The organism is Mameliella sp. MMSF_3455, from assembly GCF_030733205.1.
Classification (GTDB): domain Bacteria; phylum Pseudomonadota; class Alphaproteobacteria; order Rhodobacterales; family Rhodobacteraceae; genus Antarctobacter.
Genome location: NZ_JASHJL010000006.1, coordinates 31,700 through 46,342 on the forward strand (window position 1 = coordinate 31,700; position 14,643 = coordinate 46,342).

The following is a 14,643-nucleotide window of genomic DNA, read 5'->3' on the forward strand; positions in this document are numbered from 1 at the left end:
CTACAAACAAGCATTCCTGATACCCGGTATGCATTCTTCTGAAGCCGCTTTTCAGGCCCGCGAAGCGGCGGTCATCTGCGAAAGGGTGCTTTCCAGATGGGCGCGCATCGCCTCTCCGGCCGCGGTCGGATCGCGGCTTTCCAGCGCCGCGAGGATGGCGTCATGTTCATCGAAAGAGTGATAATCCGGGTGCGGACCGCGATCCGAGGTGTTGAGCCTGCGCCAGACCACGGCCAACCTGACACCGTTCAGAATGCGGTGCAGTGATTGCAGCAATCCATTGCCGGAGGCGGCTGCGATGGCCTCGTGAAAGTCGCTGTCGAGCTGTTCGTAGTTGCTCCAGTTCGTGGCCTCGCGCATGGCCAGGGCCATTCTGCGCAAGTCCCGCAACTGTTTCGGCGTGGCGTGCAGTGCCGCCAGCTGACAAAGCTGCGGTTCAAAGGCCAGGCGGGCATTCATCGCTTCGACCGGGCCGGTGCTTTCGGACAGTGTCGCGATGGATCGATCGATCCTGTCGCCGCCGCGCGTGGTGCGGGGGGGCTTTGCCAGGAACGTGCCGCGCCCGACGTTGCGATCCAGGATACCTTCGGTCTCCAGCACCAGCAAGGCCTTGCGCAGTTCGGCCCGGCTGACGCCAAGCGTTTCGCAGAGCGTGCGTTCGGGCGGCATACGATCCCCGCGGGACAGGCCGGAGCCAGAGATCCAGTTGCGTAATCGCGTCAGGACGGTGTCATGCATTGGTTCACCAAATCGAGTTGATTTCGGGGCCATTCACAGCCATAAGGCTTTCGCATCGGAGCGCCTATGGCTATTGTGGAAAAGGGTTTCTTCCCTTCTGGCACGGCCCTGACAAATTGGTCAACCAATTTCGCACCTACACCTGATCGCGAGGCGACATATGCGCCACCGTTTCCCCGGTTTCGACAAACGTCCGCGTGACCTCGCGGGCACCGTAGATCCACAGGATCGTCAGCGGCCCGTCTCCAGTGTTGCGAAAATAATGCGGCACATCGGCGGGCACGAAACTGGTGTCCATCGGGCCAAGCTGCATCACCTCGCCGCCGACCATGGCCTCTGCTTGGCCTGCGAGGATGGTGACCTGTTCGGCGCAGTTGTGCGTGTGCAAAGGCGCGGCGCAGCCTGCCGGAAAGGTCGTCGTCCCGGTGGTGAAGGGGGCCGCCGGGTCGGTCTCACGACCAACCATCAACCGGGTCTCGACGCCGTCGCCCCGGGCGAAGGGCGTGATCTCTTCGTGGCGCACGATGGTGCCCTGGGGTGTTTCGGAATCCATATCCTGTCCTTTCAAAGTTTGAGGAAATCTTCATGACCGACAAGACCACGCATGCCGATCTGACTGCTTTCATCGCCCGCTGCCTCGAGGCTTGCGGAATGCCGGCCCCGGATGCTGCCAGGGTCGGCGGGTTGATGGCCAAGGCTGACCTGATGGGGCAGGACGGCCACGGGGTGTTTCGGCTGCCGATGTATGTCAGGCGCATTCGTGCCGGCGGCATGAACATGACGCCGGAATTCCGCCGACTCAAGGAACGGCCCGCGACGGCGCTGATCGATGGCGACAATGGCATGGGCCATCTGGTGATGCATCACGCCACCGAATTGGCGATGGAAAAGGCGCGGACCACCGGTGTTGCCTGGGTTGGGGCGCGACATTCGAACCACGCGGGGCCCGCGTCTCTTTATGCGATGATGCCGGCGGCCGAAAACATGATCGGGCTTTACCTGGCGGTGGGTAGCGCCAATCACATGCCGCCTTGGGGCGGAACGGATATGCTGCTCTCGACCAATCCGATTGCGGTGGCGCTGCCGTCGAAGGATTTTCCGCCCATCGTGCTCGACATGGCAACGACGGTCGCGGCCTATGGCAAGGTCAAGACCGCCGCGCAGAGAGGCGAAACCATGCCCGAGGGCTGGATGATCGACCGCGACGGCAAGCCGCTGACAGATCCTCGCCGAGCGGCCGAAGGTTTCCTTCTGCCGATCGGCGGCCCCAAGGGCTATGGGCTGTCGCTGATCTTCGGTATCCTGGCGGGTGTGCTGAACGGGGCGGCTTTTGGCCGCGATGTGGTGGATTTCAACGCGGACCCCAAGACGGTGACCAATACCGGACAGGTCATCCTTGCGCTTGATATCGCCGCGTTTGCCGATCCCGATGAATTCCGCGCCGGGATCGATGATGTCTGGCGGCAGATGAAATCCTCGGAAAAAATGCCCGGTGTCGACGAGATCCGCCTGCCGGGCGAGCGGCTTGACCGGGTGATGCACGACAGGTCCGAAGCTGGAATCCCGATCCCGCCGGCGCTCCGCGAGACGCTGGACGACCTGGCCAGGGACCTTGGTGTCGCCGCGCTCTGACGCGGACAAAAAAGCGCCGGGCACAGGGCCCGGCGCGATCGGTTTCGTCCGACAGTGCATTACTGCGAGGTCAGCTCGTCGACCAGGACCTCGTAGGCCTTCGACTGCTCGGCGCGCATCTTGTCGTATTCATCACCGGAGATGATGTTGATGTTCTCGCCGAGACGACCCATCATGCGGTTGAAGGTGGAGTCCTCTTCCAGCTTCTTGAAGGCTTCGGAAAGCTTGGTCAGCGCTTCCTCGGGCGTGCCTTTCGGGGCCAGAACGACCCGGTGCATGAAGCCGACGTCGCCTTCGACACCCACTTCGGCAAAGGTCGGCACACCTTCGTAGATGCGCTCTTCGCCCGCGGTGGCCAGCACGCGAACGGTGCCTGCATCAAGATGGCTGGACAGCGAGGACGGGAAGCCCATGGTCACGTCCGCATCCCCCGACAGCAGCGCCTGCAGGGCGGGTCCGCCACCCGGGTAGGGCACCAGGTTCCACTGCATGTCCAGCGCCTGCATCATCTGTGCTGCGGGCACGAACAGTGCGCCCCAGTTGCCGGAATGGGCCATCTGGATGCCACCGGGATTCTCCTTTGAGGCGGCAATCAGTTCGTCCATCGTCTGGTAAGGGCTGTCTGCACGGACGGCGACCGCGATGGGCGCATAGTTCACCCGTGCCACCGTGACGAAATCCTCCAGCGGATCATAGGGCAGGTTCTCGACGTGCTGTTGCAGCATGTCGATGTAGTTGTGGGTGAACAGAAGCGTGTAACCGTCTGCCGGAGCACGGGCGACCTCATGCGTGCCTTTCTGGCCGCCGGCGCCGGGGGACAACTGCACGATCATCGCCTGGTTCAGGTAGCTGGGGATGATCGAGGTGATGACCCGGGCATTCAGGTCGTGCGAACCGCCCGCACCCAGCGGGATCACCATCGTGACCGGTTTCTCGGGGAATTCCGCCTGGGCCGGCGCCGCGAAGGACGCGATCGCGGCCCCCGTCACGGCCAGCGCGGCCAGCGATTTCTTTGCGAAGTCTTTGAACATGGGTCTCTCCCTTGGTTTGGTCTTGTTTCGGCGCGGCGCCGGGCGGCGCCGCACCTGTCCTTGCAGTCAGGCTGCAACCGGTGAGCTGTAGAGACGTTTCCACAGCAGGTATCCGATGATGGGGGTGGACAGCAGGACACAAAGTGCGCCGATGCGGTCGGTGAAGAAGAACCCCAGCGGGTTGCCCTGCGACATAGCGACAGTCTGTCCGAAGGCATATTCCATCGACGGTCCGAGGATGAAGCCCATCACCATGGGCATGACGTCGAACCTTGCCGCCTTGGCAATGATGCCAAAGATACCGAAGGCCACCAGGATCATCAGGTCGTTGATGTCGGAACGGAACACGTAGGTTCCGGCAAAGGCGAACATGATCACCACGGGGATCAGGATCGATGTCTTGATCGTGACCAGCCGCGAGAACATGGGGATCGACAGGTAACCGATGACCAGAAACAGCAGGTTGGCGATCACCATGGCGACCAGGATGGCAAAGACGGTCGCGCCCTGCTGCTCGAAGAGTTCCGGGCCGGGACGCAGGCCCTGGGCCACGAAGGCGCCCAGCAGGATGGCTGTCACGTTGTCGCCGGGAATGCCCAGCGTCAGCAGCGGCACCATCGTCGGACCGTTGACCGCGTTGTTTGCGGCCTCTGCGGCGGCAACGCCTTCGATTTCGCCCTCACCGAAGGTTTCCGGGTGCTTCGATGCGTTCTTTGCTGCGGAATAGCCCATCATGGCCGCAACGATCTGGCCCAGTCCGGGAACCATCCCGACCCCGGCGCCGATGGCCGTCGAGCGGCAGATCGTGGGCAGGCAGCGACGGAACTCCACGCGGCTCAGTCGTTCGCCGACCAGAGCAGCAAGTTTCTTGCCCTTTTCATTGCGGATGATCACGTTGGCGACCTCTGGCAGGGCAAAGACGCCGATCAGCATCGGCAAGAGCGGAATGCCGGACTTCAACTCGAACAGGCCAAAGGTAAAGCGCTCTACCCCACCCAGCGGATCAGTCCCGATAAAGGACAGCCACAGCCCGAGCATCATCATGATCAGGCTCTTGAGCGGGTTGGCCCCGGAGGTCGCCGCGATGATCACCAGGCTCATCAGCAGAACCGCGAACAGCTCGGGTGGACCGAATTGCATGACGAGGAAGGCGATCGGAAAGATCATCATGATGGTGAAGATGTCGCTGGCCGTGTCGCCGAAGACCGACGAGAACAGGGCGATGTCCAGGGCCTTTCGCGACTTCCCCTTCTGCGTCAGCTTGTACCCGTCGCGCGATGTCGCCACAGCGGCGCCCGTGCCGGGCATGGAGATCAGGATCGCCGGAACCGAACCGCCGAAGATCCCGCCCTTGTAGATGCCCAGCAGGAACGGGATGCCCACGATGGGATCGAGGAAGAATGAGATCGGCAGCAGGATCGCCATCGCCATCAGGGTGGTGAACCCCGGCAGCGACCCGACAAGCATCCCGGCGAAGAGGCCGACGCTCATCAGTGCCATGGTGTCGAAACGCATGGCCATGGCGAAGCCTTCGGTGAATTGGTCTAGCATGGTTCTGGCCTCAGAGTTGGATACGTTTCATTCGGCAACTGTCGGATCGACTGCCTCGGCAGGTCCGGCGGATCCGGCTGAAAGAATGCTGGAATAGGTCTTTTCGACCACGTCGAGCTCAGGGAGCGACACCGCTAGAAGCTGGGTTGCGGCGAGGTACAGCGCGACCGGCCCGATCAGCGCCACGGCAGCGATCTGGATCACGTTCCTGGCGCCCATGTGCAGAGAGATCAGGGATGTCGCGATGGCCGTGGAAATCAGGAATCCGAACGGTTTCATCGTCAGCGCATACAGGATCATGATCCCGAACAGCGTGATTGCACGCACCCATTCGGTCCATGTCATCCGCGTTGACTGCTCGGCCACCACGCCCGAGCGGATCATCCAGAGCGCGCCGGCGCACATCACCGCCATGAGCGCCAACACGATGGTCGGGAACAGGCTGGGCGCGATGGGCGAGAGGGAGCGACCGAACAACACTTTCGGGGCTGCAACCAGGTATTGCATGAAAATCAACGACAGCACCGCCGCCAGCAGCAGCGCGACAAGCGTCAGCGTTTCGGGTGAGCTGAGGACTCTCTTGCGGGTCACGGTGATCCTCCCTTGTTGTGTGGAGCGCGCCTCGGCGTTGGCCGTCGGCAGCTCGTCATTGGTGATTACGGGGCTGTCGGTCATGCAGGAGACTTCCTTCGCTACGGGATCCTATGCCGCACGGGGCGCGCGGGTCGGCTGACTTGTGGCCTGTTGCGCCCGATTTGGCGAGATCCGGAACCAAGGTGCGATGCCGGGACGGCCGGTGCGGGGCATCACGCCGTCCCTCGGGACATGCGCGCTGCATCGGACAGCACAACGCTGTGAATCCGGACGGATCTGTTCTGCATGGTGTCCTCCCTTTTTTGCGGGCGCTCCGCTCGCCCTGATTGTCCTGTCGCACCCGGGCCGGTTCTCCCTTCCGGCGGGCGGGTCGTTTTCGGTTGCGCGCGGTCGATCTACTGGGTCAACCAACGGCATCCTTCGCTGTCCCGGCAGGTTCCGGCGAGATGCCGTCCGACCCCGAGATCGCGAGAGCCAGCCAGACGAGGCCCGGCAGGCAGATGAATGTCAGCAGGGTCGAAACCACGACCGTTCCCGCGACCTGGCGGGCATTGTGCTGATAGCGTTCGGCGAACACGTAGCTGACGATCGCAGTCGGCATCGTGGCCAGCAGGAACACGGTTCCCGCTGTGACGCCGTGAAGATCCAGTGCCCAGATCACCACGCAAGCCGAGACAAGGCCCAGCACCAGCCGCCCGACGGCCACCATCAGTGCCGGTCCCAGATCCGCGACCTTCAGTGTCGCCAGGGACACGCCAAGCAGCATCAGCATTGCCGGGATCATCATGCCGCCGAGGATCTCGGTCGTGGTCAGCAGGATCTTCGGCACCGGCAGCCCGGTCCAGGTGACCAGCAGCACGGCCGACACCGAATAGATCAGCGGTTGCCGCAACAGCATCGACAGCCGCAAAGACCCCGCGTAGATCGACAGGCCCAGCGAATATTGCACCAGAGCCACCACGAAGAAGTACGCGACGCCCAGTTGCAGCCCGTCTTGACCGAAGGCCAGCACCACCAAAGGCAGCCCCATGTTGCCCGAGTTCGGCAGCATGAGCGGCGGCAGAAAGCTGCGCACGGACCCATGAGCAAGCTTCAGCCCCACCAGGCCGAGAACCCCGGCGATGGTGACGCACATAAGCGCGGCCCCGGCCATGGTCTGGATTGTTTCGGGCGTGACCCGCAAGGATGTCAGCGTGTGGAAGATCAGCGCCGGCGTCGCGACGTTGATCACCACGGTCGAGAGCGAGCGCGTTTCCAGCCCGACCTTGGACCGCCCCATCAGGTAGCCGATCAAGGTGATCGCGATGATGGGACCGAGTATGTCGACCATCTGCATCAGCATGTCGTGATGTCCTCGGGGTCACGGGATCGCTCCGGTCCAGGTCTCGGCCTCAGACGGCTTCGCCGTTGAGGGTCCAGTTCTCGTTCACTTCGGTGCCGGATTCCTGCAGCATCTTGGACACCGCACAGTATTCCCGCAGCGTCCTGCTGACCTCGATGGCGCCTTCGCGGGGGCCTTCGTAGTCGGCCTTGATGTTCAGCGTGACCGAAGGGAAGGGCACGTCGATCGGGTTGATCAAGCGGGTGCCGTGGCTGTCCATTGTCACGTTGATGTCGATGTCCATCGCCGTGAACTTGATGCCGTTCGCAGCCGCCAGCTTGTTCGAGATCACATGCGTGCAGCCGGCCAGTCCCATGAACACGTATTCAACCGGCATCGGACCTTCGTCGGTGCCGCCGCGCTGGACCGGTTCGTCGATGATGACGCTTTTGCCCCGCGCCTCGGCCACGGATTGCGTTTTGGTGTTCTGGCGCCCGTTTACACTGAATTTCCAGATCGGTTTTTCCTTGACGGCCATTTCGGGTCCTTCTTGCATTTGTCGGTTCTGCAGGGTGGGAGAGGCTGCAGGCGCGCAGAAAGGCCGGTAGATCGCCTCTCAAGTTGCTGCCTGATCTCGCGGCCCCCTCCCCTGGAACGCGGTTCTGATGACAAAAACAATGCCTGCTCTCAATGTTCAATGGAAATGGTGTTTACTCCTAGCTGCCTTCAGAAAACCTGATAGAAAGAGGCCTGCTGCGCTATCAGTTTTCATGGAGCGTATCATCAAATTACATCGTTGGTTCCGATGGCAGACGCTTTGTAGATTCGGCGGGTACGCGCCGGGCGGAGCCTGTGCGCCGTGTGACGACTTTATCTGACAGGGAGACATCAATGACCGAGGCAACCGAGACCTTTACCGTTGCCATCGCCGGCTTTGGCTGGTGGGGCAAACACATCGCGACCCGGTTGCAGGGCCATCCATGGTTGCGCGTGGCGGGTATCATTGAACCGGTCACGGCCAACCACGCGGCAATCGGTGACATGGGGCTGACGGCCTGGGCGGATTTCGACGCCCCGCTGGCGATGGATGAGGTCGACGCGGTCATTCTGACCACGCCCAATACCCTGCACGAAGAGCAGATCGCCCTTGTCGCCGCGGCGGGCAAGCATGTCTTTTGCGAAAAACCATTGGGGTTGAACGCGGACTCCGCACGCCGTTCGGTCAAGGCCTGCGAAGACGCCGGGGTGCAGCTGGGGATCGGGCACGAGCGGCGCTTCGAACCGGCGATGTTGGCGCTGCGTTCCGCGTTGGACAAGGGTGAGCTTGGCACCGTGATGCATGCCGAGGCGGCCTTCAGCCATGACAAGCTGATCAACGTCCCCGCCAACGACTGGCGCACCCGCAAGGATGTCGCGCCCGCGGCGGGTATGACGGCGATGGGGATTCACCTGAGCGACCTGCTGATTTCCTTCTTTGGTCCGGTGGAGACCCTGCACGCCTTTACCGCGGACCGCTCTCTGGGTTGGGAAACCGGCGACGTTGTGACGGTGCAGATGAAATTCGAGGCCGGCATGACGGCCACCTTCAGCGCGGTCCTGCATACGCCGCATTTCATCCGGATGCATGTCTTCGGCACCGACAAATGGGTCGAGGTCCTGAACGACAGCCATCCCGACACGCCGGACGGAATCGTGCGCGTCCTGACCGCGGAATCCGGCAAGGACGTGAGCCAGGCAGAGTACAACTGGGAGGATGCGGTAACGGCCAATATCGAGGCCTTCGCCCATGCGGCCAAGGGCCGTGCGCCCTATCCGTTCACCAACGCGGAAATGGTCCACAACATCCAGGTGCTGGAGGCCATCGCGCGCTCCGCGGAAACGGGACAGTCGGTCAAGCTGGCGGACGTCTAAGGCGGGCCAAACGATTTGCGCCGCGCATCCCCTTGACGGGATGCGCGGCGCTTTCATTTCTGTCCGGGGCCAAGTCAGGCCTTCTGGTAGCCTCGTTCCAGACCCAGCGTATCAAGGACGGCCACGTTGAAGTCACAGGGGCTGTCGATGTTCACGATATGCTTGGCCCCCGGCACGACGGCCAGTTCGGATCCGGGGCAGGCCTCTTTCATGGCGCGCATGGCATCCGGCGGCGCGGCCATGTCGTTTTCGCCTGCAATAAAGAGTGTCGGCACCTTCATGTCACCAAGGTGGCGCAGGTAGTCCAGCCCCATCAGCGCATGAGCGCAACCACGATAGCCGTCGTCGGTCGTTTTCAGGAAGCTTTCGCGCAGGGCGGCCTCCCGCTCAGGATGATCGCGGCGGGTGTCTTCTCCCAGCCACATGCCGACGGTGTTGTTCCACACTTCTTCGACCCCGCCGCGCTCCAGCATGCCCAGGCGGTTGTGCCAGTTCTGCACGAAGGGGTCTGGCGCGTCAGCCCGCGCTGCGCAGCAAACCAGGCTGTTGATCCGTTCCGGCGCGGCCAGGGCCATGCCCAGTCCCGTCATGCCGCCAAGCGACAGGCCCATGACGGTTGCGGTTTCCACGTTGTGCCGATCGAGCACGGCAAAGGCGTCGGCCACGAGATCGTCAAAGGAATAGGGCGGCGTGGGTGTCGGGCTTTCGCCGTGGCCACGGGTATCGCACCGGATCAAGCGATAATGCGATTCCAGCAGCGACATCTGCGGATCCCACATCCTGTGCGTGGCGCCGAAGCTGTTCAGCAACAGCAGGACGGGCGCGTTTTCACGCCCTGAAACGATGGAATGAAGAGTTACTGCGGTCATGCGTATCCAAGCTTTCTGAATTTATGGCGCAAACGTGAGAGTCGGCGCGCAGGTCCGTGACTGGGCATCCGTGGCGCGGCCACAGCCAATTGCCCGGGCATCGGGCCTCCTCCACAAGGCGAAGGCGAGAGCCGCCTTCCTTGCGCCAGCTTAGGGCGGCGGGACCATACACAGAAATAATATATGGTCAGGGCAGGTATCGACAAATCCGATAGCCGTCGGCCCCAACTATGTCCGGCTTGTCGGATCGATTTCCAGGGCGGAGTTCAGCTCTTCCTGCAAGACATCGGCAAAGACCTGAGCGGCGGGGTTCAGCGGGCGCTGGCGCGTTTCGATCCGCATGTAATCGACATACAGCGGCGGATCGGCCAGTGGCACCACTTTGCGGCGGCTGCCATCCAGGTCAGGCAGGCACAGGATGCCGGGCAGGATCGTTACCCAGTCCGAATTCGCCACAAGACTCAGCGTTCCGTGCATCGTGTCCAGCTCCAGCAGTTCGGCCACTTCGATCTGGTTCACGTTCAGGTAGTTCTCGATCCTGTTGCGGCGCGCGTTGCCCGGCCCCGGCAGCGCCACGCGCAGCGGTGCCATATCGCGAAGCTGGACCCCGCCCTCTGTCAATGGGACGTCGCGGCCGGGGCTGCAGACGAGGCATTCACGGTCTTCTCCCATCGGCTTGGAGATCAGCAGGTCGTCCACTTCGAAGGACGATGGCACCACGCCGAAGTCCAGCCGCCCCTCTGCCACACCATCGGCAAGCACGCCGGAATAGGCCTCGGAAATCGAGACGCGCACCTCGGGGTATTCCTTTGCGATGCGCAGCAGCACCGAGGTCAGCACCGCACGGGTAAAGGTTGGCATAAGTCCCACGTGAACATGGCCGACGACCGCCCCGGACAACGCTTGCAGGCGATCCTCTGCATGGCGGGCCGCGGCCAGCACCTTCACGGCTTCCAGGTAAAAGTTTCGCCCCGTTTCGGTGGGCGTCACCCCGGAAGAGCTGCGCACGAACAGGGACACGCCATAGCGTTTTTCGATCTGGCTGACGTGCATCGACAGTCCGGACTGCGTTGCATTCACCTTTTCCGCAGCGGCAGAGAAGGATCCTTGCTCGTAGACCGCAGCGAAGTATCGCAGTTGTTGCAGTTTCATTTGGCCATCCGTTTCTCTTGTAGGTGATATCCGGTATTATTAGTAGTTGTGAAGGCCCCGGCGACCTATTCTGGGCAGGAAGAATAGGATCGAAGGACATCGCCATGACTGGGACCTGCAGCCCAAGCAGCATTTCCCCGAGGCATTCAGGTTCATTGACGCCGCTGCCACGCCTGATGGTTGCGCCCAATGGCGCAAGACGCGGCAAGGCAGATCACCCGGCGCTGCCGGTGACCGACGACGAGCTTGTGGAAACTGCGCGTGCGTGCCAGTTGGCCGGTGCGGACGGGTTGCATATGCATATCCGCGATGCTTCGGGTCGGCACCTGCTTGATGCTGGCCGCTACGCAGCGCTGGTCGAAAGACTGGCCGACCAGGTTCCGGGAATGTACCTTCAGGTCACCTCAGAGGCCGCCGGACGCTACGAGGCCGAAGAGCAACGCGCGATGATGCGCGGCCTGCGGCCGAAATACGTCTCGGTCGCCCTGCGAGAGATGGTGCGGCGTCCGGATGACTGGCCCGCGGCCCGCGATTTCTATCTCTGGGCCTTGGACAACGGGATCGAGATTCAGCATATTCTGTATTCCCCGCACGAAGTGCGCGCCTTTGCAGATGCCTGGGTGGCCGGTCTGATCCCGGGCACGATGCAACTATTGCTCTTCGTGCAAGGCAGTTATGCCAACGGGTCGCGCGACAGTATCCCCCTGGAAACCTACCTGCAGCAGCTGGACCGGGCCAGCGGGATGTCCTTTGACTGGATGTCCTGCGCTTTTGGCGCCGATGAAACAGCTAGCCTTGTGCGTGCTGCGGAACTGGGCGGCAAGGCGCGTGTCGGGTTCGAGAACTCGCTCCAGAACCGGGACGGCACGACCGCGACCGACAACGCCGAGCGCGTGCGCGAGGTTGATGCCGCCATTCGGGACGTCACCGGGGCGGCCCAACACGCAGACACGGCCTGACGGCGGCTGCCCCCGGGTCGGCAACCCGACCGTATCACACGCGGATAGCGGCCTTTCATGTCTCAGACAGATCAACCCGTCCTCTACGTCATCGTCCGAAGGTTCCGCCCGGAATTTTCGGGCGACATAGAGAAGGCCATCGAAAGCATCCAGAAAACCGTCGCCGACCAGCCGGGATTCATCGGTTTGCAAAACCGCATCACGCCGAAACATGACGGTCGCGAGCTTGTCACGATCGTCACCTTCGACACGCAGAAAAACCTGGAGCGATGGGAAAATTCACCGGTCCGGCGGCGCTATGCGGAAGAGCTGGACAGGCTGTCACAGGACTGCGCGACCAACACCCGTTTCGACGACCTGTCGCGACTTGTCGCCCCGACGGCGCGGATCAGCAAGCTGGAAACGGTCCTCATCCTGATTGCGTGGATCCTGGTTCTGGGCCACCTGCTTCGCCATCCTGTCGAGATCCTCGTGCCCGATTCAGTCGGTCAATTCTGGCAGAGTGCGTTGACGACCGCGATCATTGTCGTGCTCATCAGTTACGTTCTCTTGCCCGTCTCCAGCCTGGTGCTGACACGGATCAAGGCGCGATTGTCGGGACGGCGTCGGACCTGACACCGCCCTGACAAAGAGCCGTTTACTGCCGGATGAGTTGCCGCAGGACTTCGGTGAAGGTATCGACCTGTTCCTGGCTGAAGTCCCGGAAGGTCTCTTCGGCGTGGGCTTCGGCAAGGCCCCAGCACTGATCGGCTTTTGCCTGGCCCGGTTCGGTCAGAACGTATCCGCCATCCCGACGTGTCACCAGGTCCCGGTCGCTCAGGTTCAGCAGCGCGGCCCGCGCCTCGTCGATCTGGGTGTGCAGATGCACGACCAGTTCTTCGACGTCCAATCCTGACAGATCGTTGAGAACAAGCAGGATACGCGCCTCGATCAGGTTCAGGCCCAGGGTCTCGAGCTTGGGGTGATAGCGGTCCTGATAGGCGCGCACGGCCCGCAGCATCAGGAAGAACGCGTGATTGCCCATCCGGCCCTCGTCAGCACCTGCCGAGGCAACGCCCCCGGCCTTCGGCAAACTGCCGGGGTGGTTGAAGATCATGGCATAAGAGCCTTGGTGGAAACACAAGGGTGTGCGCCCGAAGTCGTCGAAGGCAACGACCCGTCCAACAAAAATCCAGTGATCGCCGCCGTCGAGCTTGTCATAGGTTTCGCACTGGAACCGGCCGGCGCAATTCGGAAAGATGGGGGCCCCGCCTATGCCTTCCTCGTATTCGATCCCCGCGAACTTGTCTTCCTGTTGCCGCGCGAAATGGTTCGACATCTCCATCTGGTCGGAGGCAAGGATGTTGACCGCAAAATGCGTCGCGCTTTCGAACACGGCACAGCTGCGGGCGTCCTTCATGCTGCTCCACAGGATCAGCGGCGGGTCCATCGACAGGGAATTGAAGCTGCTCGCGGTGACGCCGACCGTCGTGCCGTCGGGCGCGCGCGCAGTGATGATCGTCACCCCTGTCGCAAAGTTGCCAAGTGCCCGGCGGAATGCCTTGGGATCGATTTCGGCCTGTTTCGTCATCGTCGTCAATTTGGATCTCCCGGTTCGAACAGTGGCAACTTTGGACAGGGTGACAGCGCGTCAGGCGGCCGCGGCGGCGGGTTCCGACTTGGTCGCTTCGGTCAGGATCGGCATGACCTTCTCGGCCATCAGGATCATGCTCTTGCGGCCCAGGTCGTAGTCGGCCCAGTCATGGCCGGCATAGACCACGTGCTTGAACGGACCGGTTTCCTCGCGCAGCTCCAGGATCTGATCGGCCACCGACTGCGGGTCGCCGTGGATCACGAGGCGATCCATGACATAGTCCAGGGTGACCTCGTCGTCGGCCATGTTCTGGTCTTCCTTGAACAGGTTCAGGCGGCCACCGGCGCGCAACTTGGTCAGCAGTTGCGAGTAGTAGAGGACATAAGGGCTGTTCGGATCGCGGGCATAGGCGCGCGCGGTTTCCATGTCGTCGGCGACGCAGATGTTCTTGGCCACGCGCCAGTCGGAATAGTCCGGCACATAGCCGCCTGCCTCACAACCCTCCACGTACTTCGGCCAATGCGTGGCGACCCACCTGGGCAGCAGAAAGTTGGCCGAGATCGGTTGCCAGCCGCGCGCGGCCATGGCCGAAACCCCCTTGGAGAATGGGGCGACGGCGGTGCCGACGATCGGCGGGTGCGGATCCTGGTAGGGCTTCATGATCTCGCCCTGGCCGATTTCGGGCATCATCATGCGCTCGGTCGAAACCTCCCAGAAATCCCCCTTGAGGTTGTAGGGCGCCTCTCCGGACCAGATTTCCAGCACCATGTTGATGCATTCCAGGAACATGGCGTTCCTGTCCTTGTCGAGGTTTCCGAACACCTCCGCATCCGACATCAGCCCGCCCGGCGAGATGCCGAAGTTCAATCGGCCTTCGAGCATGTGATCCAGCATCGCCACTTCGGCGGCCACCCGTGCGGGGTGCGAGTTCGGCATGTTTACCGTGCCGGTGCCCAGGCGGATGTTCTTGGTCTCGTAGGCGAGGCTGGCCAGAAAGGCGACGCAGGATGTGATGATCTCTGCCTGATCCGTGGTGTGCTCACCGCAATAAGCTTCGGAAAAACCCAGCTTGTCGGCCAGAATGAAGGCTTCCCGATCTTCGACAAGACTCTTGGCAAAGGGCTTGCCCAGCGGATGGATCGGCATCGTGAAGAACGAAAGTTTCATGAGGGTGCTCCTTGAATTGGTGACAGTCTGAAGCACCGGGGACAGCGGAAAAATTGAAACTTTCTGAAGTGAGCCATCGGGTTTTCCGATACTGCGCGCGGACCGCGACCGGAACAGGGTCAAGGATATTCCACACGCGGCCACG

The 14,643-nt window shown here is 62.2% G+C and carries 15 protein-coding genes; 4 read left to right on the forward strand and 11 right to left on the reverse strand.

Translation table 11 applies throughout. From position 1 onward, the window contains the following. Positions 1-51 precede the first annotated feature (51 nt). Both RBB42_RS05725 and RBB42_RS05730 read right to left on the reverse strand, forming a co-directional pair. A complete protein-coding gene (locus tag RBB42_RS05725; protein WP_305969087.1) occupies positions 52-738 on the reverse strand; it encodes a FadR/GntR family transcriptional regulator in 687 nt (228 codons plus the stop codon). A 136-nt stretch (positions 739-874) separates the two neighbouring features. Further along, complete coding sequence (locus tag RBB42_RS05730; protein ID WP_305969086.1) at positions 875-1,291, reverse strand: cupin domain-containing protein; 417 nt, start codon at positions 1,289-1,291, stop codon at positions 875-877. Positions 1,292-1,323: 32 nt separating this feature from the next. Here RBB42_RS05730 and RBB42_RS05735 point away from each other — a divergent pair, with 32 nt between their 5' ends. Next, on the forward strand, positions 1,324-2,370 hold the full coding sequence (locus tag RBB42_RS05735) for an Ldh family oxidoreductase (RefSeq protein WP_305969085.1): 1,047 nt from the start codon (positions 1,324-1,326) through the stop codon (positions 2,368-2,370). 59 nt (positions 2,371-2,429) lie between these two features. Here RBB42_RS05735 and RBB42_RS05740 read toward each other — a convergent pair whose 3' ends face one another. From RBB42_RS05740 to RBB42_RS05760, 5 genes are all read right to left on the reverse strand, one after another. Further along, on the reverse strand, positions 2,430-3,401 hold the full coding sequence (locus RBB42_RS05740) for a Bug family tripartite tricarboxylate transporter substrate binding protein (protein WP_305969084.1): 972 nt from the start codon (positions 3,399-3,401) through the stop codon (positions 2,430-2,432). Positions 3,402-3,467: 66 nt separating this feature from the next. Further along, positions 3,468-4,952, reverse strand: a complete 1,485-nt coding sequence (locus tag RBB42_RS05745) for a tripartite tricarboxylate transporter permease (protein WP_305969083.1) — start codon at positions 4,950-4,952, stop codon at positions 3,468-3,470. A gap of 27 nt (positions 4,953-4,979) precedes the next feature. Continuing rightward, the gene (locus RBB42_RS05750) at positions 4,980-5,627 is read right to left on the reverse strand and encodes a tripartite tricarboxylate transporter TctB family protein (RefSeq protein WP_305969082.1); all 648 of its coding nucleotides are present in this window, start codon (positions 5,625-5,627) and stop codon (positions 4,980-4,982) included. A gap of 322 nt (positions 5,628-5,949) precedes the next feature. Next, positions 5,950-6,888, reverse strand: coding sequence for an AEC family transporter (locus tag RBB42_RS05755; RefSeq protein WP_305969081.1), 939 nt, complete (start codon positions 6,886-6,888; stop codon positions 5,950-5,952). A gap of 49 nt (positions 6,889-6,937) precedes the next feature. Next, positions 6,938-7,423, reverse strand: a complete 486-nt coding sequence (locus RBB42_RS05760; protein WP_306043495.1) for an OsmC family protein — start codon at positions 7,421-7,423, stop codon at positions 6,938-6,940. 335 nt (positions 7,424-7,758) lie between these two features. On the opposite strand from RBB42_RS05760, the gene RBB42_RS05765 reads away from it, so the two are divergent. Then, the gene (locus tag RBB42_RS05765; protein ID WP_305969079.1) at positions 7,759-8,778 is read left to right on the forward strand and encodes a Gfo/Idh/MocA family protein; all 1,020 of its coding nucleotides are present in this window, start codon (positions 7,759-7,761) and stop codon (positions 8,776-8,778) included. Positions 8,779-8,852: 74 nt separating this feature from the next. Here the strand turns inward: RBB42_RS05765 and RBB42_RS05770 are convergent, their stop codons facing one another. Beyond that, positions 8,853-9,647, reverse strand: coding sequence for an alpha/beta fold hydrolase (locus tag RBB42_RS05770; protein WP_305969078.1), 795 nt, complete (start codon positions 9,645-9,647; stop codon positions 8,853-8,855). Positions 9,648-9,875: 228 nt separating this feature from the next. Beyond that, on the reverse strand, positions 9,876-10,799 hold the full coding sequence (locus RBB42_RS05775; RefSeq protein WP_305969077.1) for a LysR family transcriptional regulator: 924 nt from the start codon (positions 10,797-10,799) through the stop codon (positions 9,876-9,878). A gap of 176 nt (positions 10,800-10,975) precedes the next feature. Here RBB42_RS05775 and RBB42_RS05780 point away from each other — a divergent pair, with 176 nt between their 5' ends. Together RBB42_RS05780 and RBB42_RS05785 are read left to right on the forward strand one after the other, a co-directional pair. Then, positions 10,976-11,758, forward strand: a complete 783-nt coding sequence (locus RBB42_RS05780) for a beta-keto acid cleavage family enzyme (RefSeq protein WP_306043374.1) — start codon at positions 10,976-10,978, stop codon at positions 11,756-11,758. A 57-nt stretch (positions 11,759-11,815) separates the two neighbouring features. Continuing rightward, complete coding sequence (locus RBB42_RS05785) at positions 11,816-12,373, forward strand: antibiotic biosynthesis monooxygenase (RefSeq protein WP_305969075.1); 558 nt, start codon at positions 11,816-11,818, stop codon at positions 12,371-12,373. A 22-nt stretch (positions 12,374-12,395) separates the two neighbouring features. Here RBB42_RS05785 and RBB42_RS05790 read toward each other — a convergent pair whose 3' ends face one another. Further along, a complete protein-coding gene (locus RBB42_RS05790) occupies positions 12,396-13,328 on the reverse strand; it encodes a p-hydroxyphenylacetate 3-hydroxylase reductase component (RefSeq protein WP_305969123.1) in 933 nt (310 codons plus the stop codon). 60 nt (positions 13,329-13,388) lie between these two features. Next, complete coding sequence (locus RBB42_RS05795) at positions 13,389-14,498, reverse strand: LLM class flavin-dependent oxidoreductase (RefSeq protein ID WP_305969074.1); 1,110 nt, start codon at positions 14,496-14,498, stop codon at positions 13,389-13,391. Between the last annotated feature and the right edge of the window lie 145 nt (positions 14,499-14,643).